Source organism: Paenarthrobacter histidinolovorans, assembly GCF_014647595.1.
GTDB lineage: Bacteria > Actinomycetota > Actinomycetes > Actinomycetales > Micrococcaceae > Arthrobacter > Arthrobacter histidinolovorans.
The window spans coordinates 86166-110651 of the sequence record NZ_BMPM01000003.1; the positions used below are offsets into that span (position 1 = coordinate 86166).

The 24486-nt window shown below is 59.2% G+C and carries 29 protein-coding genes; 12 read left to right on the top strand and 17 right to left on the bottom strand.

Features of this window, described 5'->3' with window-relative positions; translation table 11 throughout:
- Window positions 1-21 precede the first annotated feature (21 nt).
- Window positions 22-186 carry an SPOR domain-containing protein gene (locus tag IEY62_RS08435; RefSeq protein ID WP_189015990.1) on the top strand — a complete coding sequence of 55 codons (165 nt, stop codon included), beginning with the start codon at window positions 22-24 and terminating at the stop codon, window positions 184-186.
- 65 nt (window positions 187-251) lie between these two features.
- Here IEY62_RS08435 and panB read toward each other — a convergent pair whose 3' ends face one another.
- Window positions 252-1157: a 3-methyl-2-oxobutanoate hydroxymethyltransferase gene (gene panB, locus IEY62_RS08440; RefSeq protein ID WP_189015993.1), complete on the bottom strand. Its 906-nt coding sequence runs from the start codon at window positions 1155-1157 to the stop codon at window positions 252-254.
- 190 nt (window positions 1158-1347) lie between these two features.
- Here panB and glnA point away from each other — a divergent pair, with 190 nt between their 5' ends.
- The gene (gene glnA / locus IEY62_RS08445) at window positions 1348-2688 is read left to right on the top strand and encodes a type I glutamate--ammonia ligase (protein ID WP_018779314.1); all 1341 of its coding nucleotides are present in this window, start codon (window positions 1348-1350) and stop codon (window positions 2686-2688) included.
- Between the two features lie 9 nt (window positions 2689-2697).
- On the top strand, window positions 2698-5712 hold the full coding sequence (locus tag IEY62_RS08450; protein WP_189015996.1) for a bifunctional [glutamine synthetase] adenylyltransferase/[glutamine synthetase]-adenylyl-L-tyrosine phosphorylase: 3015 nt from the start codon (window positions 2698-2700) through the stop codon (window positions 5710-5712).
- Between the two features lie 12 nt (window positions 5713-5724).
- Here the strand turns inward: IEY62_RS08450 and IEY62_RS08455 are convergent, their stop codons facing one another.
- Window positions 5725-7212, bottom strand: a complete 1488-nt coding sequence (locus IEY62_RS08455) for an arylsulfatase (RefSeq protein WP_189015999.1) — start codon at window positions 7210-7212, stop codon at window positions 5725-5727.
- A 61-nt stretch (window positions 7213-7273) separates the two neighbouring features.
- Between IEY62_RS08455 and IEY62_RS08460 the strand changes: the two genes are divergently transcribed.
- The 3 genes from IEY62_RS08460 to IEY62_RS08470 all read left to right on the top strand — a co-directional run bounded on the left by IEY62_RS08460 (window position 7274) and on the right by IEY62_RS08470 (window position 8796).
- Complete coding sequence (locus IEY62_RS08460) at window positions 7274-7843, top strand: GNAT family N-acetyltransferase (protein WP_189016002.1); 570 nt, start codon at window positions 7274-7276, stop codon at window positions 7841-7843.
- Window positions 7844-7948: 105 nt separating this feature from the next.
- Window positions 7949-8302 carry a hypothetical protein gene (locus IEY62_RS08465; protein WP_189016005.1) on the top strand — a complete coding sequence of 118 codons (354 nt, stop codon included), beginning with the start codon at window positions 7949-7951 and terminating at the stop codon, window positions 8300-8302.
- Window positions 8303-8535: 233 nt separating this feature from the next.
- Window positions 8536-8796 carry a helix-turn-helix domain-containing protein gene (locus IEY62_RS08470; protein WP_189016008.1) on the top strand — a complete coding sequence of 87 codons (261 nt, stop codon included), beginning with the start codon at window positions 8536-8538 and terminating at the stop codon, window positions 8794-8796.
- 362 nt (window positions 8797-9158) lie between these two features.
- Here IEY62_RS08470 and IEY62_RS08475 read toward each other — a convergent pair whose 3' ends face one another.
- From IEY62_RS08475 to IEY62_RS08490, 4 genes are all read right to left on the bottom strand, one after another.
- Window positions 9159-9413, bottom strand: a complete 255-nt coding sequence (locus tag IEY62_RS08475; protein ID WP_189016011.1) for a hypothetical protein — start codon at window positions 9411-9413, stop codon at window positions 9159-9161.
- 27 nt (window positions 9414-9440) lie between these two features.
- The gene (locus tag IEY62_RS08480; protein ID WP_189016013.1) at window positions 9441-10442 is read right to left on the bottom strand and encodes a hypothetical protein; all 1002 of its coding nucleotides are present in this window, start codon (window positions 10440-10442) and stop codon (window positions 9441-9443) included.
- Window positions 10426-11037 (bottom strand): DUF6932 family protein, encoded by a 612-nt coding sequence (locus tag IEY62_RS21895; RefSeq protein ID WP_407671484.1) that lies wholly within the window; start codon window positions 11035-11037, stop codon window positions 10426-10428. The genes IEY62_RS08480 and IEY62_RS21895 overlap by 17 nt, the downstream gene beginning before the upstream one ends.
- Before the next feature lie 163 nt (window positions 11038-11200).
- Complete coding sequence (locus tag IEY62_RS08490) at window positions 11201-14230, bottom strand: phage tail tape measure protein (RefSeq protein WP_189016019.1); 3030 nt, start codon at window positions 14228-14230, stop codon at window positions 11201-11203.
- A 115-nt stretch (window positions 14231-14345) separates the two neighbouring features.
- Here IEY62_RS08490 and IEY62_RS08495 point away from each other — a divergent pair, with 115 nt between their 5' ends.
- A complete protein-coding gene (locus IEY62_RS08495; protein WP_189016022.1) occupies window positions 14346-14591 on the top strand; it encodes a hypothetical protein in 246 nt (81 codons plus the stop codon).
- 369 nt (window positions 14592-14960) lie between these two features.
- On the opposite strand, the gene IEY62_RS21960 is transcribed toward IEY62_RS08495, so the two are convergent.
- Entirely contained in the window at window positions 14961-15326 is a 366-nt protein-coding gene (locus tag IEY62_RS21960; RefSeq protein WP_456152519.1) for a phage terminase small subunit, read from the bottom strand.
- A 132-nt stretch (window positions 15327-15458) separates the two neighbouring features.
- Between IEY62_RS21960 and IEY62_RS08500 the strand changes: the two genes are divergently transcribed.
- Both IEY62_RS08500 and IEY62_RS08505 read left to right on the top strand, forming a co-directional pair.
- Window positions 15459-15725, top strand: a complete 267-nt coding sequence (locus IEY62_RS08500; protein WP_229785149.1) for a helix-turn-helix domain-containing protein — start codon at window positions 15459-15461, stop codon at window positions 15723-15725.
- Window positions 15726-15727: 2 nt separating this feature from the next.
- The gene (locus tag IEY62_RS08505; protein ID WP_189016025.1) at window positions 15728-16621 is read left to right on the top strand and encodes a hypothetical protein; all 894 of its coding nucleotides are present in this window, start codon (window positions 15728-15730) and stop codon (window positions 16619-16621) included.
- Window positions 16622-16669: 48 nt separating this feature from the next.
- Here IEY62_RS08505 and IEY62_RS21965 read toward each other — a convergent pair whose 3' ends face one another.
- Window positions 16670-18334 carry a hypothetical protein gene (locus tag IEY62_RS21965; RefSeq protein WP_229785151.1) on the bottom strand — a complete coding sequence of 555 codons (1665 nt, stop codon included), beginning with the start codon at window positions 18332-18334 and terminating at the stop codon, window positions 16670-16672.
- A gap of 30 nt (window positions 18335-18364) precedes the next feature.
- Here IEY62_RS21965 and IEY62_RS08515 point away from each other — a divergent pair, with 30 nt between their 5' ends.
- On the top strand, window positions 18365-18793 hold the full coding sequence (locus IEY62_RS08515; RefSeq protein ID WP_189016028.1) for a hypothetical protein: 429 nt from the start codon (window positions 18365-18367) through the stop codon (window positions 18791-18793).
- 1 nt (window position 18794) lies between these two features.
- Here IEY62_RS08515 and IEY62_RS08520 read toward each other — a convergent pair whose 3' ends face one another.
- From IEY62_RS08520 to IEY62_RS08560, 9 genes are all read right to left on the bottom strand, one after another.
- Window positions 18795-19418, bottom strand: a complete 624-nt coding sequence (locus IEY62_RS08520; protein ID WP_189016031.1) for a hypothetical protein — start codon at window positions 19416-19418, stop codon at window positions 18795-18797.
- Between the two features lie 10 nt (window positions 19419-19428).
- A complete protein-coding gene (locus IEY62_RS08525) occupies window positions 19429-19848 on the bottom strand; it encodes a helix-turn-helix domain-containing protein (RefSeq protein WP_189016033.1) in 420 nt (139 codons plus the stop codon).
- Window positions 19845-20003, bottom strand: a complete 159-nt coding sequence (locus tag IEY62_RS08530; RefSeq protein WP_189016036.1) for a hypothetical protein — start codon at window positions 20001-20003, stop codon at window positions 19845-19847. The genes IEY62_RS08525 and IEY62_RS08530 overlap by 4 nt, the downstream gene beginning before the upstream one ends.
- On the bottom strand, window positions 20000-20197 hold the full coding sequence (locus IEY62_RS08535) for a hypothetical protein (protein WP_189016039.1): 198 nt from the start codon (window positions 20195-20197) through the stop codon (window positions 20000-20002). The genes IEY62_RS08530 and IEY62_RS08535 overlap by 4 nt, the downstream gene beginning before the upstream one ends.
- Window positions 20194-20349 (bottom strand): hypothetical protein, encoded by a 156-nt coding sequence (locus IEY62_RS08540; RefSeq protein WP_189016042.1) that lies wholly within the window; start codon window positions 20347-20349, stop codon window positions 20194-20196. The genes IEY62_RS08535 and IEY62_RS08540 overlap by 4 nt, the downstream gene beginning before the upstream one ends.
- 199 nt (window positions 20350-20548) lie before the next feature.
- Entirely contained in the window at window positions 20549-21487 is a 939-nt protein-coding gene (locus IEY62_RS08545) for an AAA family ATPase (protein ID WP_189016045.1), read from the bottom strand.
- Between the two features lie 288 nt (window positions 21488-21775).
- Complete coding sequence (locus IEY62_RS08550) at window positions 21776-22111, bottom strand: hypothetical protein (protein WP_189016048.1); 336 nt, start codon at window positions 22109-22111, stop codon at window positions 21776-21778.
- Complete coding sequence (locus IEY62_RS08555) at window positions 22108-22362, bottom strand: hypothetical protein (protein ID WP_189016051.1); 255 nt, start codon at window positions 22360-22362, stop codon at window positions 22108-22110. The genes IEY62_RS08550 and IEY62_RS08555 overlap by 4 nt, the downstream gene beginning before the upstream one ends.
- Before the next feature lie 149 nt (window positions 22363-22511).
- A complete protein-coding gene (locus tag IEY62_RS08560; RefSeq protein ID WP_189016054.1) occupies window positions 22512-22706 on the bottom strand; it encodes a helix-turn-helix transcriptional regulator in 195 nt (64 codons plus the stop codon).
- 107 nt (window positions 22707-22813) lie between these two features.
- On the opposite strand from IEY62_RS08560, the gene IEY62_RS08565 reads away from it, so the two are divergent.
- Window positions 22814-23344 (top strand): helix-turn-helix domain-containing protein, encoded by a 531-nt coding sequence (locus IEY62_RS08565; RefSeq protein WP_189016057.1) that lies wholly within the window; start codon window positions 22814-22816, stop codon window positions 23342-23344.
- A complete protein-coding gene (locus IEY62_RS08570) occupies window positions 23337-24407 on the top strand; it encodes a tyrosine-type recombinase/integrase (protein ID WP_229785153.1) in 1071 nt (356 codons plus the stop codon). The genes IEY62_RS08565 and IEY62_RS08570 overlap by 8 nt, the downstream gene beginning before the upstream one ends.
- The last annotated feature ends 79 nt before the right edge of the window (window positions 24408-24486 follow it).

Here is a 24486-nt window from a genome sequence, read left to right on the forward strand (position 1 = left end):
CCCCAGCCATGAGGAGGAGACGTGACGGAGTACTGGTACAACGTCAAGACGCACGAGATCGAAGAGGACGCCATGTCCGATTGGACCCAGCTGATTGGCCCCTATAAAACCAGGGAAGAAGCCGAGCACGCCTTGGAGAAGGTAAAAGCCCGCAATGATGCCTGGGATGCCCAGGACGACGAATAGCCAAGGCCCGGCTGGAAGGCAAGGCCCGCCTGGAAGGCAAGGCCCGGCTGGAAGCCAAGGCCCGCCTAGAAGGAGTGTTCCGGTCCGGGGAACTGACCGGACCGGACATCCTCGCCAAAGGCGGCGGCGGCGTCGCTGAGGGTTGTGCGCAGATCGGCGTACTGCTTGACGAACTTGGCCATCTTGCCGCCCCGGAGTCCGGCCATGTCCTGCCAGACGAGAACCTGGCCGGTGGTGTTCTTGCCTGCTCCGATGCCCACTGTTGGCACCCGCACTGCAGCGTCCACGGCGGCGGCCGTTTCGGCAGGCACCATTTCCATCAGGACGCTGAACGCTCCGGCATCCTGGAGGGCCAGGGCGTCCTCCACCAGCCGCTGCGCGTCATCCCCGCGTCCCTGGACGCGGTAGCCGCCAAGGCTGTGTTCGCTCTGGGGCGTGAAGCCGATGTGTGCCATGACCGGGATGCCTGCCTGGACCATGGCTTTGACGGTGTCCGCGTAGTACGCGGAGCCCTCGATTTTGACCGCGTGCGCCAGGCCTTCCTTGAGGAAGCGCACTCCGGTGGCAACGGCCTGGCCGGGGGAGACTTCGTAACTGCCGAAAGGCAGGTCGGCTACGACCAATGCCCGCTTGGCTGCACGGCTTACTGCCCTGGTCAGGGGAAGCAGCTCATCCACGGTGACGGGAAGGCTGGTCTCGTTGCCGAAGACGTTGTTGGAAGCGGAATCGCCCACAAGCAGCACTTCGATTCCGGCCTGGTCGAAAATCTCCGCCGTGTACTGCTCATAAGCGGTCAGCATGGCGAAGCGTTCGCCATTGTCCTTGGCTTGCTGCAGGTGGTGGATCCGGATCCGCCCGGCCGGCTTCCTGCCGGCCGCCGGTGGCGTCTGCGCGCCTGTTCCGGGCCCGCTCCCGTAAGGGGCAGGAACTTCGGCGGGCGTGTTGGACTCAGGAAGGTTGCTCGGGGCCATGGATAGAGCCTAAGCGGTGCCGACGGCGGCTGCCACCAGTGTGCCCAGCGTCACCTTATGTAAACGGTGTGTTACGCGCAGCTACTGCTGCGGCATTAGGAGGGAACTCTTAGTAGAGTGAAGGCTGAGCTGCCGTGGCTTCTGTCCCTTGAAACCAGCGGCATGGACAACGAATCGGAAAAGAGGCCCTATGGACCGCCAGCAAGAGTTCGTTCTGCGGACAATCGAAGAGCGTGACGTGCGCTTCGTACGCTTGTGGTTCACCGACGTCGTGGGCTCCCTTAAATCGGTGGCGCTTGCGCCTGCCGAAGTCGAGGGTGCCTTTGAAGAAGGCCTTGGCTTCGATGGCTCAGCGATTGAAGGCCTGGCGCGTGTGTTCGAATCCGACATGCTCGCGCAGCCGGATCCCTCCACCTTCCAGATCCTGCCCTGGCGTGGTGAGACCGAACAAACGTCAAGGATGTTCTGCGACATTCTGACTCCGGACGGCGAACCGTCGGCAGCGGATCCCCGCAACGTCCTTAAGCGGACTTTGGCCAAGGCCGCGGACATGGGCTTCACCTGCTACACCCACCCGGAGATCGAGTTCTACCTGCTCAAGTCCAAGGACCTGGGCCCGGACGGCTCCCCGGTCCCCGTGGACGAGGGCGGCTATTTCGACCACGTTCCCGGTGGTGTCGCGCAGGACTTCCGCAGGACTGCAGTCACCATGCTCGAATCCGTCGGTATCTCGGTGGAGTTCAGCCACCACGAAGGTGGCCCGGGGCAGAACGAGATCGACCTCCGTTACGCCGATGCGCTTCAGACGGCCGACAACATCATGACGTTCCGTACCGTCATCAAGGAAGTTGCGCTACAGCAGGGGACCTACGCCACTTTCATGCCCAAGCCGTTCACCGACCACCCCGGTTCCGGCATGCACACGCACTTTTCGCTGTTCGAAGGCGATACCAACGCTTTCTTCGAAGCAGGGGCCGAGTTCCAGCTCTCCAAGACCGCACGCCAGTTCATTGCAGGCATCCTCAAGCACGCTCCGGAATTCACGGCTGTCACCAACCAGTTCGTGAACTCCTACAAGCGGCTCTGGGGCGGCGGCGAGGCCCCGAGCTACCTGAGCTGGGGACACAACAACCGGTCCGCGCTGGTACGTGTTCCGCTCTACAAGCCCGGCAAGGGACAGTCGGCGCGGATCGAATACCGCGGCATCGACTCAGCCACCAACCCGTACCTGGCCTACGCCGTGTTGCTTGGGGCAGGCCTGAAGGGCATCGAGGAAGGCTATGAACTTCCCGCTGCCGCTGAGGACGACGTATGGTCCCTGACCACCGCGGAGCGCAAGGCGATGGGGCACGCGCCCCTGCCGGCCAGCCTCCACGACGCCATCCGGGCCATGGAGGAATCCGAACTGGTGGCCGAAATCCTCGGCGAGCAGGTCTTTGAGCACTTCCTCCGCAACAAGCGGGCAGAGTGGCAGGATTACAGGCTCCAGGTCACCCCTTATGAGCTGCAGCGCAACCTCGGCATTCTCTAGGCAGGGCCCGTGAGCCTTGCACGACGGCTCATCTCAGCCGGATTCAGTGACCTCGAGAAGGGAGAGCGCTTCCTTGCTGCCCCCGAACTGGAGGGCATTGACCAGGACGCGCTGTTTGCCGGACTTTCCATGGCGGCCAGTCCCGATACCGCCTTGCAGTCACTGGTCCGGCTTATCGAGAAGAACCCCGGCCTGAAGAAGCTGGCCGCGGCGGATCCAGACACCTGCGAGCCCCTGTACCGCCTGCTGGGAGCCTCGGAGGCGCTGGGGGAGTTCCTGATCCGCCGGCCGGAGCACCTGGATGTCTTCGACGCCCGTGTCAGCCCGGAACCCATGCAGGCCTCCGCAGACGAGCTCCGCGCCACATTGCTCCGGTCCGTCAAGGCTGAGCCGGGCGCCCACCGGCCTGTAGCAGGCATCACCGGGCAGCCAGCCTACGCCGCCTTGCGGACTGCGTATCGTCGGGGTCTGGCTGAGCTCGCCATCAAAGATCTCTGCGCGGCTTCGCCCCAGGACTTCATGCCTGCGGCAGGAGCCGAACTGGCCGACCTCGCCGGCGCCGCGATCGAAGCCGCCCTCGCCGTATCCCGGGCCGAGGCCGCAGGTCACTATGATGCCGACGAAATCGCCGACGTCGGACTGGCCGTCATCGGCATGGGTAAATGCGGAGCCCGGGAGCTGAACTACATTTCGGATGTTGATGTCATCTACGTCATCGAGTCCGGGGAACTGGAGGATGCCCGGGCCTCCACCATAGGGACCGCCCTGGCTTCGGGCATTTCCCGGGCGATTTCTTCCTTTGCCCCGGAACCGGGCCTCTGGGAAGTGGATGCGAATCTGCGGCCGGAAGGAAAATCGGGCCCGCTTGTGCGCACGCTTCCTTCCCACCTGAGCTACTACGACCGGTGGGCCGAAAGCTGGGAGTTCCAGGCGCTGCTCAAAGCACGGACCATTGCCGGTGACCGGGAACTTGGTCAGCGCTATGAAAAGGCCGTGGAGCCGCTCGTATGGTCTTCCGCCGGCCGGGAGGGCTTCGTGGAGTCCGTCCAGGCTATGCGCAGGAGGGTGACCGACTACATTCCTGCATCCGAAGAGCAGCGCCAGATCAAGCTCGGACGTGGCGGACTGCGGGACGTTGAGTTCACCGTCCAGCTGCTGCAACTGGTTCATGGCAAATCCGATGAATCCCTCCGTTGCAAGGACACGACGTCGGCCATCGCCGCACTGTCGGCCGGCGGCTACATCGGGCGCTCCGACGCAGCTGCCTTCGACAACGCGTACCGGTACCTCCGTCTGCTGGAGCATCGGATCCAGCTGTTCCAGCTGCGGCGCACCCACCTGATGCCCGTGGCCGAGGACGCCCAGCGATTCCTGGCCAAGGCTGTCCTGGGGCCGTTTTCCCTGGAACGCCCCCATCCGGACCAGCTCATGGCTGCATGGCAAAAGACCAAGAAGTCAGTGCGGGAACTCCATGAGCGGATCTTCTACCGTCCGCTGCTCAATACCGCTGCAAAGCTGAGCAGCGAGGACGCGAAGCTCAGTCCTGAAGCAGCCCAGGGGCGCCTGGCGGCCCTCGGCTACCTTGATCCCCAAGGGGCCCTGCGGCACATCGAAGCCCTGACTGCGGGTGTGAGCCGTCGTGCGGCGTTGCAACGGCAGCTGCTGCCGATCCTTTTGGGATGGCTCGCCGAGGGCGTCGACCCGGATGCCGGCTTGCTTGCCTTCCGCCGGGTCAGTGAAGCCCTTGGCACCACGCACTGGTACTTGGGCCTGCTGCGTGATTCGCAGGCTGCCGCCGAACGCCTGTGCCAGGTCCTGGCCAATTCGCGCTTGATCTCCGACCTTTTGGAAGTCTCCCCGGAGTCCGTTGCATGGCTGGGCAGCGACAAGGAATTGGCCCCGGTTCGTTTCGAAGCCCAATGGCAGGAAATCCAGTCCAAGCTGTCCCGGCATCCTGACCCTGAGAGCGCCATGAGGCTCATCCGGTTGATCCGGAGGCGTGAAACCCTCAGGACGGCCATAGCGGACAGCGCCGGACTCCTTGACCAGGACGCCGTAGGTTTGGCATTGGCTGAGACTGACCGCGCTGCCGTACTGGGGGCCTTGCATGTGGCCGAGGCAGTTGTGTCTGACTCCGGCCCGCTGAAAACCGATGTCCTTGTGGTGGCCATGGGGAGGCAGGGCGGCCGCGAGATCGGCTACGGCTCGGACGCGGACGTGATGTATGTACACCGTGCCCGCCCTGGCTTCAGCGACGCCGAGGCGCAGGAACAGGCGACGGCGATCGTCGCCAAGGTCTCCAGCTTCCTCACCCAGCCGCTCAAGCCCGCAATCATGGCCGAGCGGGTCCTGATGGTGGACGCGGATCTTCGGCCGGAAGGCAAGAACGGTGCGATGGTGCGGTCCTTGGATTCCTACGCTGAGTATTATCGCCGGTGGTCCTTGATCTGGGAGGCCCAGGCGCTGTTGCGTGCCCGTCCAATGGCTGGGTCGGATGAGTTGGCGGCAGATTTCGTCAAGCTGATCGATCCCATCCGGTATCCCAAGGAACTCCAGGAGCAGGATGTCCGGGAAATCAGGCGGATCAAGGCTCGGGTGGAGTCGGAACGGCTGCCCCGCGGTGCGGATCCTGCCAGGCACGTCAAGCTTGGCCGCGGTGGTTTGAGCGACGTCGAATGGCTGGTGCAGCTGATTCAGTTGCAGCATGCCGGGAAGCATCCCTCGCTGCGGACCAGCTCGACCCTTGAGGCTCTGGCCGCCGCTGAGGAACTGGAGTTCATCGGCCAGGACGACGCGGCATTGTTGCGGGAGGCGTGGCGTCTGGCCAGCCGTATCCGGTCGGCCAATGTGATCGTGACCGGTCGTGCCTCCGATGTGCTGCCGTCCTCCCGTAAAGACCTCGAAGCTGTCGCGCGTTGGTGTGGTTACCTACCCGGCCATGCCGGGCACTTTGAGGAGGATTATCTCAGGCTGAGTCGTCGGGCCCGGGCCGTATTCGAGAAGATGTTCTACGCCACCACCTAAAAGGGTGGCGGGCTAACGGGTGCCCGTGGCCGAAGCTGCCAGGTCCCGCGCATGCCGCAGCATGGTGACCACCGGTGCGCCGGCGACCAGCTTGCCGTCAACGACGTAGCCTTCTTCGCGGCTGGCCAGTGCTTCCACCATTCGTTCGCGCCACATGGTTAATTCGCTGTGTCGGGTTGCGTCATCGGCGAGGTTGTTGCGTTCTTGCGGATCGGCGTCGAGGTCGAACAGTTCCTCGGTGCCTTGGCCGGAACCCCATATGTACTTGTAGTGGCCGTCCGTGAGCCAGTGCAGGTTCTGCCCCCAGTACACGTGTTCGCCGTGCAGCAGCGCCCGGACGGCGTCAGTGTTTTCACCGCGGATGATCGACGCCAGGGACTTGCCGTCCACGGAATCCGGCACCGGGAGTCCGGCGAGCTCCAGCAGGGTGGGCATGATGTCCCTGAGTTCCACTACGTGGTCCACCACGGTTCCGCGGGCTGCATGCTCCGCAGTGGGTGCGTTGGCGATGATGAAGGGGACGCGCGCCGAGCCCTCATAAGGCACCGCCTTGCGGAACATATGATGATCGCCCATCATCTCGCCGTGGTCGCTGGTAAAGGCGATGACTGTATTCCGGTCGAGACCGAAGTCTGCCAGCGACTCCTTGATCCGGTTGATCTGCAGGTCGATTTGGGCCATTAACCCGTAGTATCCCGCTCTGGCTCTGTGTACAACGTGGTCGGGAATCCTGCCGTAGCTCGCCTGGTAGTCGCCGTCCTGCCGGTGGCTGTCCCAGTGGTGTTCCCAGTTGCCCTCCACCGGTTCAAAGGCAGGAATGCCGAGGTACTGTTCGAAAGCCCACGACGGCGGATCGTACGGTGGATGGGGGCGATGGAAGGACAAGTACAGGAAGAAGGGCTTGACGGGGTCGCGCCGGTGCATCCATTCAATGGCCTTGGTGCCGATCCAGTGGGTTGGATGCAGATTTTCTGCTTTGTCCCACGGGCGGGCGACGATGGAATTGCAGTTGACGCCGTGGTCGAAGTACTCGGATTCGGGGCCCATGCCGGGTTGTGTCCGGAGCCAAGGCACGTAGTCGTCAAACATCGCGAAATGCTGCCGGTGTTCCCGTCTGGCGTGGTGAAGGTAGCCGTCGTGGAGGATGACGTCGTCGAAACCGAGCCTCGAGCGTTCCGGCCATACGTGCATCTTTCCTATGGCCTGCGTGTGGTATCCGCCCTTTCTGAACTCCTCTTGTACCGTCACCGGGTGGACAGCATGGAAAGGGACGCCGTCGTTGTAGCCAACCCGGCCGTGCCGTTCCTGTGACTGCCCGGTGAACAGGGCTGCGCGGGCCGGCACACACGAGGGCGTAGCAGAATAGCCCTTGGAGAATCGGACTCCGTTCCTGGCGAGTTCGTCGAGGTGGGGTGTTTCCACATGCGGGTGACCGTCCGAGGACAGGCAGTCACCCCTCCACTCGTCCACGCAGATCAGGATGACGTTGGGCTGGTTCATCGGAGTGGTTCCTTTGCCGTAGGAAACTGTTGAGACAACCCTAAGGGGAGAAAGGCCATTAATGCTTGAACATGACTCAGATAAGGCATTTTTGATCGCAAGCGATCACGATTATGCGGGCGATGTGTGGTTGATTCCCCTGAAGAGGCTCGACGCCGATGCCCGCGCTGTCCAGCTTGGCGCCGTGGCGGACATGTCCATCGGGGATGAGCAGCGCGAGTTTGTGGGGGACCCGTTGCGCATGATGTTGCTAGCACTGGAGGAAGAGTCCAGGCTGCCCTACGTCATTGAGTCGGGCGGCGTGGGCGCAGGGGTGCTCACTCTGCAGAGCGGCGCGGCATCGCTGGCAGGGTGGGCGGATGATGATTCCGCATGGCTGCTCAGGGGTTTCCTTATCGACGCCGGGAGCCAGGGGCGTGGGCTGGGTACCATGGCTGCCCGGGCTGCCGTGGCCGAAGCCCGCAAACTTACGGCGCGGCTGGGAGGCGAACAGTCCGGCGTCGTGCTTTCTGTCAATGAACGCAACCCCGCAGGGTTGGCCGCCTACAAGAAGGCCGGCTTTATGGACCGCGGGCAATATCTGGGCGGCAACTCCGGGCCGCAGAGGACCATGTTCAAGGCCTTCGGCTGACGGGGGAGGCGCCATCGCTGACGGGCCGGGAGCGCGTGTTGCACATAAAACTAAGCATCCTTATAGACTTGGTGTGTCACTGATCTCGAATCGGAGGGAACGTCCATGGAATACAACGGAAGCCCCACTGAAAGGGCAATTCCTGCCGGAGAACTCGACCGGCGCCACGTGGGTCAATCGGTTAGCTTCCAACCCAATGACTTCACGGTGGTCTTCGGCACCATCGCAGGCATCGCGCGGACTGAGGCCCTTGTCTATCTGTCCCTCGACGGAGTTGGCGGCGGAACGCATCTAAAGGATGAATACGACCTGTCCATCGATCACAAGGTTTTCCTGCAGCTCGACCCCCTGGGCAGCGCAGAAAAGGGCCTTTCCGAGGCGGCAAGCTTCGTCAAGGAGAAGCTTGATGAGATCACCAGGAACCTCAGGGATCGTGATCAGGGGAAGTCTGAGCAGTAGTACCTGAACACAAAAAGGCCAGCCCCATCCTCGCGGATGGGGCTGGCCTTTTCAGTGTGCCCAGGGCTTAGACGCCGTAGTAGAGCTCGAACTAAACAATGCTGATTGTGGGTAGTTGAGAGCGGTTGAATACCGCTAAATGTAGGGGATTGCCGGCTGTTGGGGATGGTGCAATATTGGCCGTTTGTGGACCTTTTGCGGACTCGTTGCGGACTGGGCAATAGGCTTTAGCCATGACAACAAACGACGTATTTCAGCCCGAACAGGTCTTTACGGTCACAGAGGTGGCTGAATGGCTCCAGATCAGCAATAACCAGGTGACGTTGCTTGCTAAGCGTGAAGGCTGGCCACATATGAAAGTGGGCAACAGGCTGCGCTTCACTTCATCCCAGTTGAAGGACATTGCTGAGTTACTGAACGCGCCGGCGCCAGTACCAGTAGAGCCGCGCCGGAAGATAGGGTCCCGGTCCCGTCAACGCAGGATCACGGACTAGCCGTTAAATGGGGAAGGGGTCCGTGACACCACATCACGGACCCCTCAAAGCATTTCTTCAAACCACCACGTTTGAACTGCTATTAGATTAACAGAAATGCAGATTAGCGCAAGTCAGCCGATCGAAGATCTGCAAAAATGTGTATCGGGGCTTTCGTGGCAGGTACTCCGGATCCGGCTCCATATCCTCATAGAGGCTACGCACAACCACGCCGGCACGGTCCGCATCCAACTCGGCCATCATCTTCGGCTAACCATCAGGACCAAACTTCGCCATGAATCGGACAGTGCAAGGTGGGTGTGTGAGCAGTGTAGGGCAGCGAAAAGGCGCCCCACCACGTGATGGGGCGCCTTACTACGGGACTAGAAGCCCTTGTTTTCTGTTGTCGTTCGCTTGTGTAGCACCAGCACGTCAAAATCGGGAACCCTGGACGTTTCCTGAATCTCGGACTTGGTGACCGTGTAGTCAGCGCGATCCAGATCCGCAATGGATCCTTTGATGAGGGTCATTTCACCGGTCTCCACAAGCGGCTTGACCACCGTGTAGATAGTTCCGTCCTCGTCCACGAAGACATCGCCGCGGGTTAGTGATCCTTGAGGTGCAAAGTAGTTAGTCATCCGATCATCATATGCACGCGAAAGCGCTCAAGAATTCTCGTCTTCATCGAACGTACGAGCAATGTCGTCCAGCGAGCCGGCCCACCGGGAAATCCGCTGAGCGACAAGCGAGCGCGTAGAGGGCCTCCCTGGTGCCTGAGTGATCGTCATCGCCGCATCCACCTCAACCAAGTCATCGGGATTCCATTCCGCCCAAGGACGACCCTCCAGTTCCGACACATCAATGCTGATGTTGCCAAACTCGGATGCCAGCAACTCCCACTTCTTGCCATGGCTGACAGTGCGCAGAGTGCCGTGGACCGTTACATTCTCTGCATCCAACTTCTGTCCCGATATCACCTGGGCAATAAAAACCGCGTCCCGGGCGGACAGGTGGAAGCGAGTGGTGGCATGCAACGGCTGTGACCAAGTCATATCGAGGTCGAAATGGCTCGTAGATGCAGCTAAGGCAAAACCTTTTAACGCGCTTGCTGCTCGCGGCCCAAGTGAGCGGACTTCGGCGCTAAAAGGCGAGTCGTTCCGACCTGGCTGATGGTCAGCGGCTGCGTTAACCAGCACTTCAAGTTCAGACATAACCGCATCAACAAGTTGGGTGTCAGAATCGTTGAACAGTTCACCCTTATGGCGCAGCTCTCGTATAGGGTCGAGACGCGGCATGAGGTCCAAGATGATTGATCCAGGGCGCGGGGCAGCGCGTAGCCCGAGAATGGTCTTGGCCGAAAACTCCTTAGGGATCGGCCCCCTGATGTTTGTGAAGCCACCGAGTGACGCCCCTATCGCTGTCACGAGCCTTTGGAAGGCCAGCCCCAGCGACGTGACATCATCAAGTGCTGCTTCATGCCCGGTGACACCTTGTCCAGAAAGCCTCAGTGCGCCAACGGAGGGAGCGTCTCGGGCGAGGACACTCTTACCTTGGTGGCGTTCCATGCTTACGCGGCTCAGATCCTCCGCAGACAGAACCGGTTGCGCAGCTATTTCCTCGGCGAATAAACGGCGAAAATCATCGGGGGTGCTAGGCGACGAATCCATCCAAGACCACCTCCACATACCCTCGTACCGGTTCCGCGTCCGCTGCGGCGGGGGGCGCCTTACGGTCTAATTTATTTCGTTGCAACCAGTCATCCCAGTAGCCCCGAAAAGTGAGTTCACGGTGTTCGTGATCATTTTCGATACCGTTGGTTGCCCGCGGCGTCCAGTGAATGACGTAGCTATCAACAAGCAGACCTCGCTGCTTGAGCTGCTCGCCTCCACTGAACAAAGCGACTAGTTGCTTGTCAGCGTCGTCTTGAATGGCATCGTATTCTCGGCCTCGGACAATATAGACTGCATCCACATCTCCGGGCTCTTGCTTGCTGGAGAGAAAAGACCCTCCAATCCACACGGCTGCGATTGGCACGACGCCCCTTAGCGTCTCCGTGGCGAGCTTGAAGTGTTTCCACACGACGTGTCGGCGAGTCTCTCCAAATTGAGTCTCTGGAACGAACTTGGCCTCGACATCCTCCCAAGTCCATCGGTATCTGCCGGGTGGTAGGAAACTATCTGAGCTGTCAGACATGAACAACGCCGCCAGGACGAAACCTCGACAATTTGCCCCCAAGCCCAAAAACCTAAGAATTGACCACATTGAGCGCCTGACTGACTCTCTATTCTGCTTAATTGAACCACGCGTTGAACCCCTGTGTGCTTGTGGGACATATTGCTTCGGCTCCCGTTACGAGACGGCCTCAAACCGCCGTGGGGTCGGGTCGACTTACGGACCCCAACCCACGGCGGTTTGAGGCAGCGAACTAGCGGCCTTTGCGCATATAGGCGGACGACGCGTCGGCGTTTCCAATTTCGGATCGCGAAACTTCCGTAGCCACGCCACGGAAAGTGCCAAACACCTGCCCAGAATCAAGGATCAACGTCCCAGTCATTTGGGTGGGCCCGGAAGTTCCTGCCGCAGCGGCAGGACGAGAAGAAGCAGGAGCCCCAGCCGGCGCATACTCATAAGCCATAGGCTTGATCGGGGTAACGTCCCCACCGTTCATCCGGTCAAGGTTGTCGTAACCGATCTTCTTCGCAGCCGCAGCAGTAAGCACGTACTCATCCTTGGACAGGCGAGCATCCACCGAGTCCGAAGTTGTAGTACCCGGACCGAACACCCGCCCACCAGTCGCAAACGAACCCATGCGGCCCGTACCAGAAGCCCCACCGTTCAAGTCAGGGGCAGTGGAGCGGCGGTCAACACTGTCGAAATACTCGGTAGTGTAAATGCCGATGCGGACCTGTTTGCCGTCCAGCCCCTCAGCCTTACCCTTCACAGAATCCAAAGTCGCCGAAGCGTGGTCAGCAATCCACGCATCAATATTCACGTTCTTAGGGATACCCAAAGCCTTGCGAGCCATAGTGTCCGCAGCGTCACCAGTAATACCAAACTGCCCCGCAGCGGTAATAAGGTCGTCATAACTAGTGCGGAGGCCAGCTTGCAACTGCGCCTGAGCCGCAGCAGACCCCTGAGTCTTCAACGTTTCCTCAGCCGTCGCAGTAGCCGAAGTCATTGCAGCTTTAGCCACATCATTGAAAGCCGACTGATTAGCACGACCAGCGGCCGTATTGATATCCAGCGTCGTCCCGTTAGTCGCAACAGAATCAGTCAACTTATCAATGGCGTCTTGATACCCAATCGCGGCATCAGAAGCAGACAAAGACAGGATCCCAGCCGCGAACAACGAAGCCGTGAAAGCCTCAATGTTCGTGATCGCACCAGAAGCGCTAAGACCAACATCCTCAAGAGCCTTAGACATTTCCTCAGTCAGCGGGGCTGACGCACCAACCTTCGTCGTGTACGTCTCAACAGCACCACCAGCCTCCTGCATAGAAGCAGGAACCTTACCCATAGCGAAGTCCAGCAACTCCTGCTCAGTCAGGGTCTGACCGGACTGGTTAGCTAGCGAGAGAAGCGCGTCCTTGTAACCAGGAAGGTAGTCCAAGGCATCCTTGGCGCTCTTACCGTTCTTCTGAAACTCGGCAGTCAGCGCCTGGAAGGACTTCGCAGCAGTATCCGCAGCACCGTTTTTGACTAGGCTCCCCATCTGCTCGCCCAGGCCCCTCATCCGGTCCTCAAGCTGTCCAATGTCGCCCTTAGAACCAGTGACCCACTCACGGAAACCATCAAGGCCCTTATTCAGGGTGACATCCGTGAAGTTCTGATTAGTCAGCCGCTTGATGGCGTCAGCCGCGTTATCAATCCCCGGCGCGATGCCACCAAGGCTGTCTAGATCCTGAAAAGCAGAATCCAGACCTGAAAGCGAAGCGGCGCCTGACCGGGCTAGGTCCTGGACCTTGAGAAGTGCCTGCCCGTAATCCTCGGCGGACTTCGTATGCTTCTCACTGAACACAGCAGAAGCAGCTTGCAAGGCGACCAGCAGCGCAGCAGCCCCGCCCGCAGCCTTGCCAACATTCGTGATTGCGCTTCTCGCTCGCGAACCGGCAGGGGCGATCCTATTCAACGAGGCATGGAACTCAACGAGTCGCGGCAACGCGGTGAGTAACGCTCCACCCAACAAGAGTGCGCCACCAGCCATCCCAGCGATACCAACAGCAGCATTGAGTATCGGGGCAGGGATCTTGCCGACAGCATCAATAAGATCCTCAGCGCCCTGCACGATGCCACGCAAAGCCTCAGCAGCAGCACCACCGCCCTTGATCAGAACCGAATCAAACGACCCGCCCAGCTTCTCAAGATCACCAGCCAACGTGTCCTGCTTGATGCTTGCAGTGACAGCCGCATAGCCTGCGTCGTTGACGTTCTCAATCCACTTCGAAATACCATCCGCGCCCTGCTCATACAGAACATTCGCCGCACGCACAGCATCAGAACCAAACATCACACCCATAGCCGCATTACGGGCTTCCGGGGTCAGGTCCCGCATCGAGTCCTTCAAGTTCTGCGAGAACTTCGACAACCCAATGAAATTACCCTGAGCGTCATAAGCACTAATGCCCAACTCAGCCATCTTGTCCGCAGCCTCTTTAGACTGAGGCGTAAGGCGCTGCAACATCGTCTTCATAGACGTGCCAGCATCAGAACCAATCAACCCGGCAGACGCAAACGCAGCCAACCCGCCAGTGGTTTCCTCAATCGTCAACCCAGTAGACGCAGCAACAAGACCCGTCTGGTTCAACGCCATGCCCAGGTCATGCACCGAACCCTGAGCCTTACCAGCACCGGCAGCCAACAAATCCGCAAGGTGAGGGACCTTATCGCCAGAAAGCTTGAACTGGGTCAACGCCGAAGCGCTAATCTCCGCGGCCTCCGCAACCTCCAACGAACCAGCAGCAGCCAACGACAACGCACCCTTAAGGCCACCCCCAAGAATGTCCTTCGTGGAAACGCCAGCCTTAGCCAACTCATCAATGCCCTGCGCAGCTTCCTTCGCAGAGAAGGCCGTATCAGCGCCGGCATTGATGGCAGCCTCTCGCAACAAATCCATGTTCCCGGCAGTCTCATGCGTAGAGGCCTTCACCTCAGCCATAGCAGAGTCGAACTCCATGAACGACTTCACAGCCAGAACAGCGCCGCCCAACAACGCCCCACCCATGACCATGGACGCCTTGCCAACACGGTCGAAATGTTCCTCATTATCCCGAGCGAACTTCGCCGTACGGTTAGCGAAATCCTCCGCAGACTTCGCCGCTGTTTTCATCCCCGACACAAAGTCGGTTACCTTCGCCTCGAGGGCGATACTGATAGATCGATCCGCGATTGGGACCACCTCTTTCCGAGCCCCAAGCCGCACGTGCAGCCTGTTTCCGGGCATGAAAAAGCCCGCCATGAGCGGGCTTGTCATATGTGCCGAAATCAGCCGGCATGAGTCAATCAGTGTTGCGCTAAAGGGTGGACGCTCCGAGGGGGACCTAGTCAGTCTTGAACTGGGTTAGCATCTTGGCATGACTAGTGACCCGGTGCATGATCGCTTGTTTGCTGCTGAGAAGGACGCCAAGGAGCATCTCGATTCGTTACTGAAGGAGAAGGGCGATGAACTCGGGATCGACTCAACTGTCGAGCCCGTACCGGTTGAACCTAGTGACGCGGAAATCATCGACACAACCGATGAACACCACGAGGCAAAGCTACAAACCCAGGCGCATGACGCCATGGAGTGGGGTGTCAGCCCTACAGAAGACCATGACTAGGGTAAGGATGAGGGAGCGCTGATTGGGCGCCAGTCATTCAGCTTCTCGTAGGAGAAGCACTCCGAATGGCGGGCGAGGATGTTGCCGCGCCCGTAACCACGCCATATCCCAAGGTCCCTGAGTTTCTGGTGGTCAACGCCACCCCACTTGTCCACAAATCCCTCCCGCCTCGCCCAAGTGTCAATACACCACTGCCGGAGCCCCGGAGGATGCCGGAAATAGGGGTCCGGAGGGCAACCCAGCCGCTCCCGTTCACACCATTTCTCTACGTCTGCCCTTGTGTCCCAGAAGCCGCCCGTTTCGGCATACTCCAAGAACACTTTCGGGACCTTGCCGCCCGCGGCCCTAGAACCACTCCGCTCAAGCCGTCTACGACTCATGCCGGATCACCCAGCCCAGCGCCAACATGCCAGCAGGAGTCAGGCCAAGCTGCCCGCCAAGGTGGCGCATCTCCTGTGCCTGCCAAGCACTAGCCGAACCCTCATAAATGGCTCGCGCATGGCACACATAAGCAGCTACGGCAGGGATGAAACTGTCATCCCACTCGTTTGCTTGGGGTGATTTCCATAGATTTCGCCACAATTTCTTGTCTTCTGGCGTCCAATTCCCTGATTTAGGTAGTGGAGGAACAGAGAACGGGCAGACACCAGCAGGCAGCTCGATGAGCCCAGAACGTGCGCCAGGACTGCGATGCCGGGAGTTCGGTTTACTTGGATTAGCTTTCGGGCCAGGCACTCTGGCCTCCTTTCAGTTGGGTCTATCTGCTTACCGCGCACTTTAAAGCCCTCACCGGCGGTCTGGCTCACTGTCCCCCTTTGGTCCCCTCCCCTGGGGGTGTGGGGGGCTGTCAGTCGCTAGGGTTGTCAGGTGAGTACTGATGATGCGTTGCCCAGTCGCCCGAGGTTCTTAACCATCGAACAGGTAGCTGATGAGCTTGCTGTTGGCCTTCCTACTGTCCGTCAGTTGTTGAATTCAGGTGAGCTGCGTGGCTTCCAGATGGGTGGGCGAGGCATCTGGCGTGTCGGGGGCAAGGATCTTGAGGATTACATTGAGCAGGCGTACTTGGTAACTGCCCAACGGATAGCCGCCGGCGAAGTGCTTGACGGCGTCCTAGCCGAGGACCAGGTAGGTTAGGTGTGGACCCTACATCGTCCTTCGTTATGGCGTTGGCGGCTCTGGTCCTCACCGTCGCGAACATCACCGCCACTGTGGTCAACTTCAGGAAGTCCGCAGGACATGTAGTTGTCGAGATGAACGCCGCGCTCCTAAACCCAACACGCAGCCTTCTCTCGAATGACAAAGGTACGTGGGGTTTGCTCCTTGGCGAATACAGATCTACTGGATTCGAACTGGCAAAGATAGTAATTGAAAACCCGGGGCGAACGGCCGCGACCATAACTCAGTTGGATCTCAGGGTTACAGGTTCGTCCAATCCAGCGTTTGCCATGGGAGTCAAGGCAATAACGGTCAAGAAGCTTAGTGAGACGTTGGGTGGAGTCACGACATCTGAGGGCTTGCCATACAGGCTGGAACCCTTTGATCAGGCGGTCTACCTTGTGGACTTCTGGGCCGTTGTTCGTCATGTCTTTACCCAAGAGCCGCACTTACGTGAGATCAACGTGTGGGTGTCCGTGAAGATTGCTGGGCAGCCCAGACCTTATGACTCGAAGAGCCATGGCTACTGGACCATCCGGCGGGAGTGGGTCTCCTTTGTCTCGCCGTATACGCAGCGTTCGGCGCATAGCATCATCCTTGCTGAATTGATGAACGTGTTTGATGACCCGGGAGAAATCAGATGGCTGCCGCAATTGGCTTCAAGGATCGAGCAGAAGATAACGCCCGAAAGCGACCCGATAGACATAACCTCCGTCCTACAAGAGATCATCGGCCCAGGCTGGGATAGCGGAGGCTCATCTCTCGGACCGCATGATGTGTGGCGATTGATGTTTTTTGGCGACGAGGTGAAGCAACGCCTCGATGCCATCGGCAAAAATGTTATATGGGATCCGACGCCTGATACTCATCACTAGTGGGTTGTGTCCGTAGCCGCCTTAACCCAACTACGGACACAACGACTGTCAGGCCGCGAGCCCCACGTTGATCAAGGCTGTACGCATCGCATTTGTTAAAGCGATGGTGGTTGCCAGATCAGTCGCCGCCGCCGGAAGTGTCGGCCTAGCAACTGGTGTGGCGCCGTTGAACGCCATCTTCCCGTCACGAGAGAACCGCATAACAGTTGATTTCAGAACACCCGCGTCCGTGTAGGAGCGGAGGTAGAAGTCACTGCCAACATCAGATCCGGTTTCGCCCGCGTTGCCGGCGCCCAAGGACCAGCGTTGAGAACCAGCCGTCGAAATCCTGTACTCACGGAACACGCTCGCGGGGCCGTTGACCTGCATGTAATAGCCGTCGCCAACGGTTGCGCTGTTAGACCCCGAAGACAACCCGCCTGTGAACGTCTGCACGCTGCCGGCTATTGTCTTAGCGGTCTCCGTAAGAATCTGAGAGTTACCGACACCCCAATTAGAACCCTGCGAATAGAAAGTACTGTTACTTGCGTTGTTCGCCGCGTAGATCATCCGGGTTGGTAAGCGAAGATCAACGAACAGGTTGTTTGTCGAGCGGACGTTGTTCGTTGTGGACTGGGGGTAGCCCGTACCAATCAGAACGTTCGTGCCAAAGTTGTGCTGCACCGTCGTAGTGCCCACAGGCGTAACACCATCAGCCAAGAACTCAGAGCCAGGGTTGATGATCGTGTTGCCCGTAATGAGGCACCCACGCACACCAGCCCTAACAAGCACACCGCCACGGGACAGGCTGAACCCGTTGTCCATCGAACGGCGGGACACATTGTTAGTGGCAATGCCGTTCTCGTAGAAGATCCAGCCAGGGTCGAGGCAGTTCTCAATGAGCGAGTTCGTCAGCTTGGAGTATCCGCGTGTGCCTGAGAAATAGATAGGCAGGCCCTCAACAAGGCCCACAAATTTGCAGTTCTCAATGAGGATGTCACGCGCCTCGTACGTTACGCCGGCTGTTGGATGTAGGTCGCCCTGAATCTTGATTGCCGTGCGAAAGCTAGGCCCTGTGGTGGTCCTGCTGCGGCGTGGTCCTGTTGCGTCGTCAACGCCTGGACCGACAAAGCCAAGGTTCTTGAACGTCAGCTTCGAGCAGGCAGAAGTGTTATAGAACAGCACGAACAGGTTGGAGGTGCCTGTGATGATCGTGCTGTCTTTACCGAGACCTTCAATGGTGCAACCATGTAACCCACCGAAGTTAACCCCAGTAGCGCCGAACACATAGGAGTTGGACTCAGCAACGATCCGCTTAATACCAGTCGTTTTCGCGAGGTCCACGGCACGCTGCCAAGCAACCGCAATCGTCGCGTCACCCGGCTGCACCATGTCATCCACAGAAATGTAGGGCTTTTCGGGCCGATACAGTTCGTCAAGTTCGTGCCGGGTGTCGCTGTCCTCATCTCTGACAATCAGGCTGACAACATCGTCGGCTAGTTCAATAGGGTTGCCTGGGAAGCCTGCTGACTGCTCCAACAGAGCAAGGCGAGCCTTCCCCTCGGCGTGCAGGTCTTGTGCTTTTTGGGCGTTGGCGGATATTACGTCGTTTCCTTGCCGGAACGGTTCGTTGCCGTCCGGTTTCTGGAAACCAAGGGGTGTTGTTTCGATAGCCACAAAGGGCTCCTTGTCTGTTTTGGGTACAAAAAAGCCCGCCATGAGCGGGCTTTCCATATTTGGTCCTGGGTTAGTTAGGCTGGCGTGATGAGAGCATCGGAAGAACACCGCCAGTACAACCGTAAAGTCTCAGCATTAATGGATGACGTTGAGACTAAGCGATCAGCATTAGAGGCCTTGATTGCCAGCACTCCCGGGGGCGCTAAGGCGCTTGAATTGGGTGTCCCACCAGTTGTCATTATTGGCAGTCCCGCCGAGGCAGCAGCCAACGCGTTGGCGGAAGCCAACAAAGCGCTGTACGACGCGATGTCTTCCCAGCCTGACGGAGTCCGCAACTATCGGGTGCTTAGCCTCGATGGTACTGAGGAATACGAGCGCTTTCGCTGCGATTACGCCGCGGCGCCCGTAACAGCCCAGAAGCTCCTTTTTGAGAAACGCATTGAAAGGTATCGCTTAGAAGAACAAGTCCCAGACGGAACCTGGGTGCCGTACTGGGCCCCGCGAGAATCGAATTAACTCAGGCTTCACTGGCGATGGCTTCGATCTGGGATTCAAGGTGGACGTTGCCGATTTCGGCGGGCTTTTCGAGGTGGAAGGCTGAGTAGTTTTCGAGTGCCTGGCCGAGGTTGGTTTCGTTTTCGGGGCTGCCTTGGTTGAGGTACCAGAGTTCTTCGACCATTTCTCCGTAGTAGGGGTGCGCTTCGATGTAGGAGTTGGCTACGTTGACCCACCCGGCTTCAAGTGCACGGTTCACGACGGCGGCGGCGAGGATAGTGTCACCTGAGAGCTGCGCACGGTCGAACAGTTGCGCTGCTTTCGCTTCGTCATCGGATCCGAGGTTCGCCGCCCTGTCCTGTGCGTCACGGTAAGAGATGACATCCTGCGGGCCAGGGTTCCCGGAGAGGCCGAACACGGTTTTGCGGATGTGATTAATCCGATCAGTGCGGGTGGTGGCTGCCTGTTTCTCGAGCTTGCTTACTTCCTGCTTGTTGCGGAGGTAGAGTGCCGCGATTTGGGCGCGCTTGCCGGCTGGGGTGAGGTTGCGGTTCTGCCGGATGGCCTCGAGCTGTTCCCGCTGGCCGCTGCGGAGCTTTTCGGCTGCGAGGGCTTCGGTGGTTTTGGTGAGGTCGTACTTCGCCATGGTGGTTCTCCTACGCCGCTTTGGCGGCTTTGAAATGTTCGATGTCTTCGGTGCTGATGCGCCAGCGTCCGTCCAGGTTGGTGGCGTGCAGGCGTTTCTCTTGGATGGCTAGCCGTACAGCCCGGTCGGTGATGCCTAGCCGTTCGGCGGCGTCCGTAGTGCTGTACCACTTTGATTCTCGCGCGGCTTCCGGTTCGGGCGCTTGGGGGCTTCCGGTGGCGGCAGTACGCCATGTAAGTGCCGCCAGTCGTAGAGCGTTCAGAACGCTATCGACTTCCGGGTCCGCTCCGCGGGCGTTGATGCGGATTTGGTTAAGGCCGGCGTTCCGTTCAAGCCACGCAGCGATGCGGGCAGGCACTATGACCACTGGCGCGTTGATGCCGTGGACGTACGCTGCGGGTGGACGAACCTCGCCCCTTGGTCGGCTCAACGACGCCCCTCAACATAGGCCCGCAGTTCAGCCTCAACATCGTCGTACTCCTGCTGAAGCAGGCCAAGTTTCTTGTGGGCTCGATTGATGATCGATTGCCTTGTCTCTGCAATCGCTCTCCAATACTCCAAGGATCCAGGGGGGTGGCGGGTCATGAGTCAGCCTCCAATTCCCTTACTCGCTGCTTGAGGTCACGGACTTGTTGGAGCAGTGCCACCGTATGGGCGATCCAATGCCCCGCCTCCACGTCCGCAGTGGCGTCGGCAGGTGGCTGGTTTGCTTTGAGGTAGGCGAGCACTTCCGGATCAAGGTGCTCAGCAACCCTGGGGTCGTCCAGGAAGGCGCTCATGCTGCCGCTCCATACTGGGCTTCGTACTGGGCGGCTTTGCGCTGGTAGAAGGCAGCGCGGCGGGCTTCGTGCTCTGCTTTCTCTTTCCAGGCTGCTGCCTGAGCTGCCCAGTCCCACTGTGTTAGTTGACGTTCGCTGTATTCGTAAGCCATTTGAGCTACTTCCTGTTCTTGCGTTCTTTTTCGACAGCACTAACTGCTGCGTTGCCTGTTGGGTCGCGATGAAGGGTTGTTTTCCCGTAGTGGCGTTCGGGTCGGTTCTTCGTTGCTAGTAGCTGCTGGTGGTACACGAGGGCGAGGTTTCGCCAGTGGATTGTTTGGTATTTCCAGTACTCAGCGAGTTCCGCGTCGGTCATGCCGCAACCTCCCCAAACATTGCTGTTCCTTGTTCCTCGGGAACGGTATAGGTACTGGGTACTGGCGGTGTTCCTGTTCCTTCACCCTCTGTGTGGGGAACGGGGAACGCGTCCCGAAAAACCTTGAGGGCTAGCTGTGCACGGTTAGTTCCCCAGCCAAGCCGATCCTTCACGTCCCGCACACTGACCGGAGGGGGAATCATTGCCTGTAGTTCGGCTAGGTCCACCCCAGGTGCCGCTTGAGGTGTCCGTTCACCGTCCTCGGGGGCGAAGACAGCAAAGCTAGAATCAGCGAACATCTTAAACGTTCCCGCTAGCGGTTCCTTGTCGCCGCTTGGGGATGATGCCCTGAGCCCACCGTGACGATCCTTCTTGATGTTCAAGTAACAGGATCCGCCGTGACCGGGGCTGAACTGGTCCTTTACGGTTACCCGGAGCATTACCCCTCCCACTGCACGAGCCTTGGCTACGGTTCCAGTAGGCCCCTGGGCTTTCGACTCCGCGTTCTTGGCTACGTGGTCGATAGCTATGACGCACGCCCCCGACATGGCTAGGGGCTTGAGCACCGAGGTGTGAGCGATGGTGAAGTCGTCGGGGCTATTGCTGTTCAGTCCTAGCGCCGGCAGTAGTTCACCGATGCTGTCTACCCCCACAACCTGGGGGCGCCATGCTTTCAGGTCCGCGACGGTAGCCATGAGGTCTATCCGGTCCTCTGGCTCCTTATAACGGAACCTGTCCAGGCTAGAGAGTGTTTCTGGTGGGACCCCGAAGGCTAGGAGCCTAGTGACGATGGCTTGAACCCCGTTGTGGTCCATGTCGATGAACACTGCCCGCTGTCCTGCGTTGAGGGCTCGTGCCAGGGCGCCTATGACGACGAACGTTTTACCGCTTTCAGCTTCCCCGAATAGTAGGTTGAACTGACCGCTGTAGAACAAGCAGTTGCCGTCTGAGCGATGGAAAACGGATGGTGTTGGAGCGGGTGGCAGGTTACCGGAGAGCAGGCCGGCTACGTCGCCATAGATAACACCGTTCCCCGTTCCTGACACAGGGGGTAGAGGAACAGGAACACTACTAGGGTGCTTCGAAAATTCGGGAAGATCAGGTATATGGGGCGAGCTATAGGCGGTCAAGTTCAGTCCTTGCGTCCGTTGTGGTCTGTTCCATCGGGGTCTTGCACCTGCCGGGGTGGGCGCTCATCTCCACGCCGGCAGTATTGGCTACCGTCAAGCAGCCTGTTTGTTTTGTCGTATGCCCGCGGCTTGCCGGACGAACAGTTCTTCCCAGTCCGCCGCGACCTCGTGGGAGTCGGCGGTAATGATGATGTGCAAAGCTTCTGTTGCACCCCAGGCATGAGGGTTGGGGAACATCGCCGGCCCGTACTCGTTTGGGTAGCGGAAGGGCCTGTAGCTGTGCACCAAGACCTCAAGGACTGCGCCTTGAGGTAGACGGGAGATGTCCCAGGAGTGGTTGCGGTCCAACTCGGTTGGGTCGTAGGACACGGATCCGCGGGTGCTCGTGTCGTATCGGGCCACGTCGATAACCACCTTTTTGCTGATCACGCCGGTTCTCCTGGCAGTTCGGTGAGTTGTTCCTGTGTCGAGGTGAACGCTGCGGCGACGGTGCGGCGCGTTAGTTCCTCCAATTCGATTACTTCCAACCCGCGGGATCCGTAGGTGTGGGCTTGGAGAAGTCCGCGAATGGGGCCGGCTGACCATTCGGGGCGGATCGTGCAGACGAACGCGGCTAGCTTTATTGCCTGCTCCTGCGTCATACGGCGGATAGTCGGCACGGTAAATGCGGTGCTGTTCATTTTGAGGCCTTTGTTTAGTTCGTGTGGTGTGGTGGTGGTTCGGTCGTGCATCCCGCCGTGTTCCCCCATGGAACAGTGCAGGGCCTTGCAGCAGCTTGGTGAGCTGCGTAATTCAGGGTGCATGTTCTGAACACCCGTTGTTAGTACGCTTAGGCGGCATCCTGCTCGAATGCCTTGTTGATGTAATCGTTGATGTCTGACTCGCGGAAAAGCCTGCGGCCTCCGATTTTGGCGGATCGTGGGGCTGTCCCCTGATGCAGCATCCATCTGAGTTGAGCTTGCGATTTCCGTAACCGCTCGGCGGTTTCTGCCAGCGTGAGTAGCGTGGCGACAGGTGTCCCCATTTTAACTCCTAGTCTTCAGAGAACTAAACTAGATAGTCCTGATATGACTATGGTGGCTGATGGTTGTCGGCGTTGTCAACCCCCATGGGAATACATAGACTATGCCCATGGGAACTAATAGTGAGCCTGAGGGTATAGGTGAAGCGGCTGAGCGAGCCTTCGGCACGAGAGTGCGGGAGTTGCGCACAGCGCTGGGCATGACGCAGGCAGAACTTGCAAGCCGGATGACTGACCTGGGCTATGGGATGTCTCAGACGATGGTTGCCAAGTTAGAACGCGGAGTTCGCCCCACCTCAGTGGGGGAACTCGCCGTTCTGGGTGAAATTCTGGACGTCCCCCTGGCCGATCTCTTGGCAGGTGAGTCTTTGCCTCCGGAAATAGCGCGGATACACGAAGCGCGGCTCCGCGTGTACAACAAAGCGGCGGCCGTCCAGGAGCATAGACGGGAACTCGAAAGGGCTGCCACGTCTTTGGAAGTTCAACGGGTCGGCTTGGAGGGATCCGTTCGCGTCTACAACGAGGCGCTGGCGGAGGCCCGCAATGCACACGGCGATGAGTGGTTGTCCTCGTGGGGCGTTGACCCAGGCGCCGAACTTGATATGAGCAGGGATCTCGCGGGGTTTTTGACCAATGGCTAGCATCCAGAAGCGTGAAAATGGTTCTTGGCGTGCCCGGTATAGGGACACCGCCGGCAAGGAACACGCTCGGCACTTCCCCCGAAAGATCGACGCTCAACGGTGGCTCGATGAAGTAACAGCATCGGTCATCGCGGGTACGTATGTGGATCCAAAGACTGCGCTGACAACAGTTCAGGATTGGTCGGTCGTCTGGCTCCGAGGCTACGAGAATAACCGCCCTTCTACTGTCCGCCAGGCAAAGTCGCACTTGAAGCGGATCAATGATGGATTCGGCAACCGGGCGCTCAAGAGTGTGCGCCCGTCTGAGGTCAAGGCTTGGACTGCACGTCTCAGTGACGAGGGGCTTGCGGACTCGACCGTTTACGCGCTGCACTCACGGCTCGGGCAATTGTTTGCAGATGCCGTGCACGATGGGCTGCTGCCCAAATCACCGGTGAGTCGGCGCACGGCTCCGAAGGCTGGGAAGCAGCGAGCCTATGTAGCGACAACGGAACAGGTTTGGGCGCTTCATGACGCCGTGCCTGCGGGTCTACAGCCCGCCATCCTCTTGGCTGCGTTTGCTGGCCTGCGAATTGCAGAGGCCGTCGCGCTGAGGGTGTCAGATGTGGATTTCATGCGGGGCATCATCACGCCGGCAATCCAGTATCCGGGTGTTGAGCTTAAAACCGAGGAATCGAAGAACCCGATCCCGATCCCTCAGAACCTTTGCCTGGAGCTGTCAGTGAATCATGCGCGGTGGGGGAGCGAGACGCTGGTGACGAACGAGTGGGGGCGTTCCATATCGCCACATCGTTTAGAGCATTACTTCCGGGAAGCCCGAAGCGCGGTCAAGGGACTGCCGGAGGGATTCCGTTTCCACGACCTTCGGCATTATTTTGCATCATTGCTGATCGCTCAAGGGCTTGATGTGAAGGTGGTACAGAAGAGTCTTCGCCACTCATCGGCCAAAACCACGCTCGACACCTACGGACACATGTGGCCCGACAAGGAAGACACTGCGCGGGCTGCTGTTGCAGGTGTCCTTGCGGAGCGCCTGTCTACACGCGCTACAAGAGAGGCTTGAAGGGCGCCAAACATGACAAAAGGCCGGCCCCCAGGTGGTGAAACCTGGGGGCCGGCCTTTTCTGTGCATTGATTCTTGC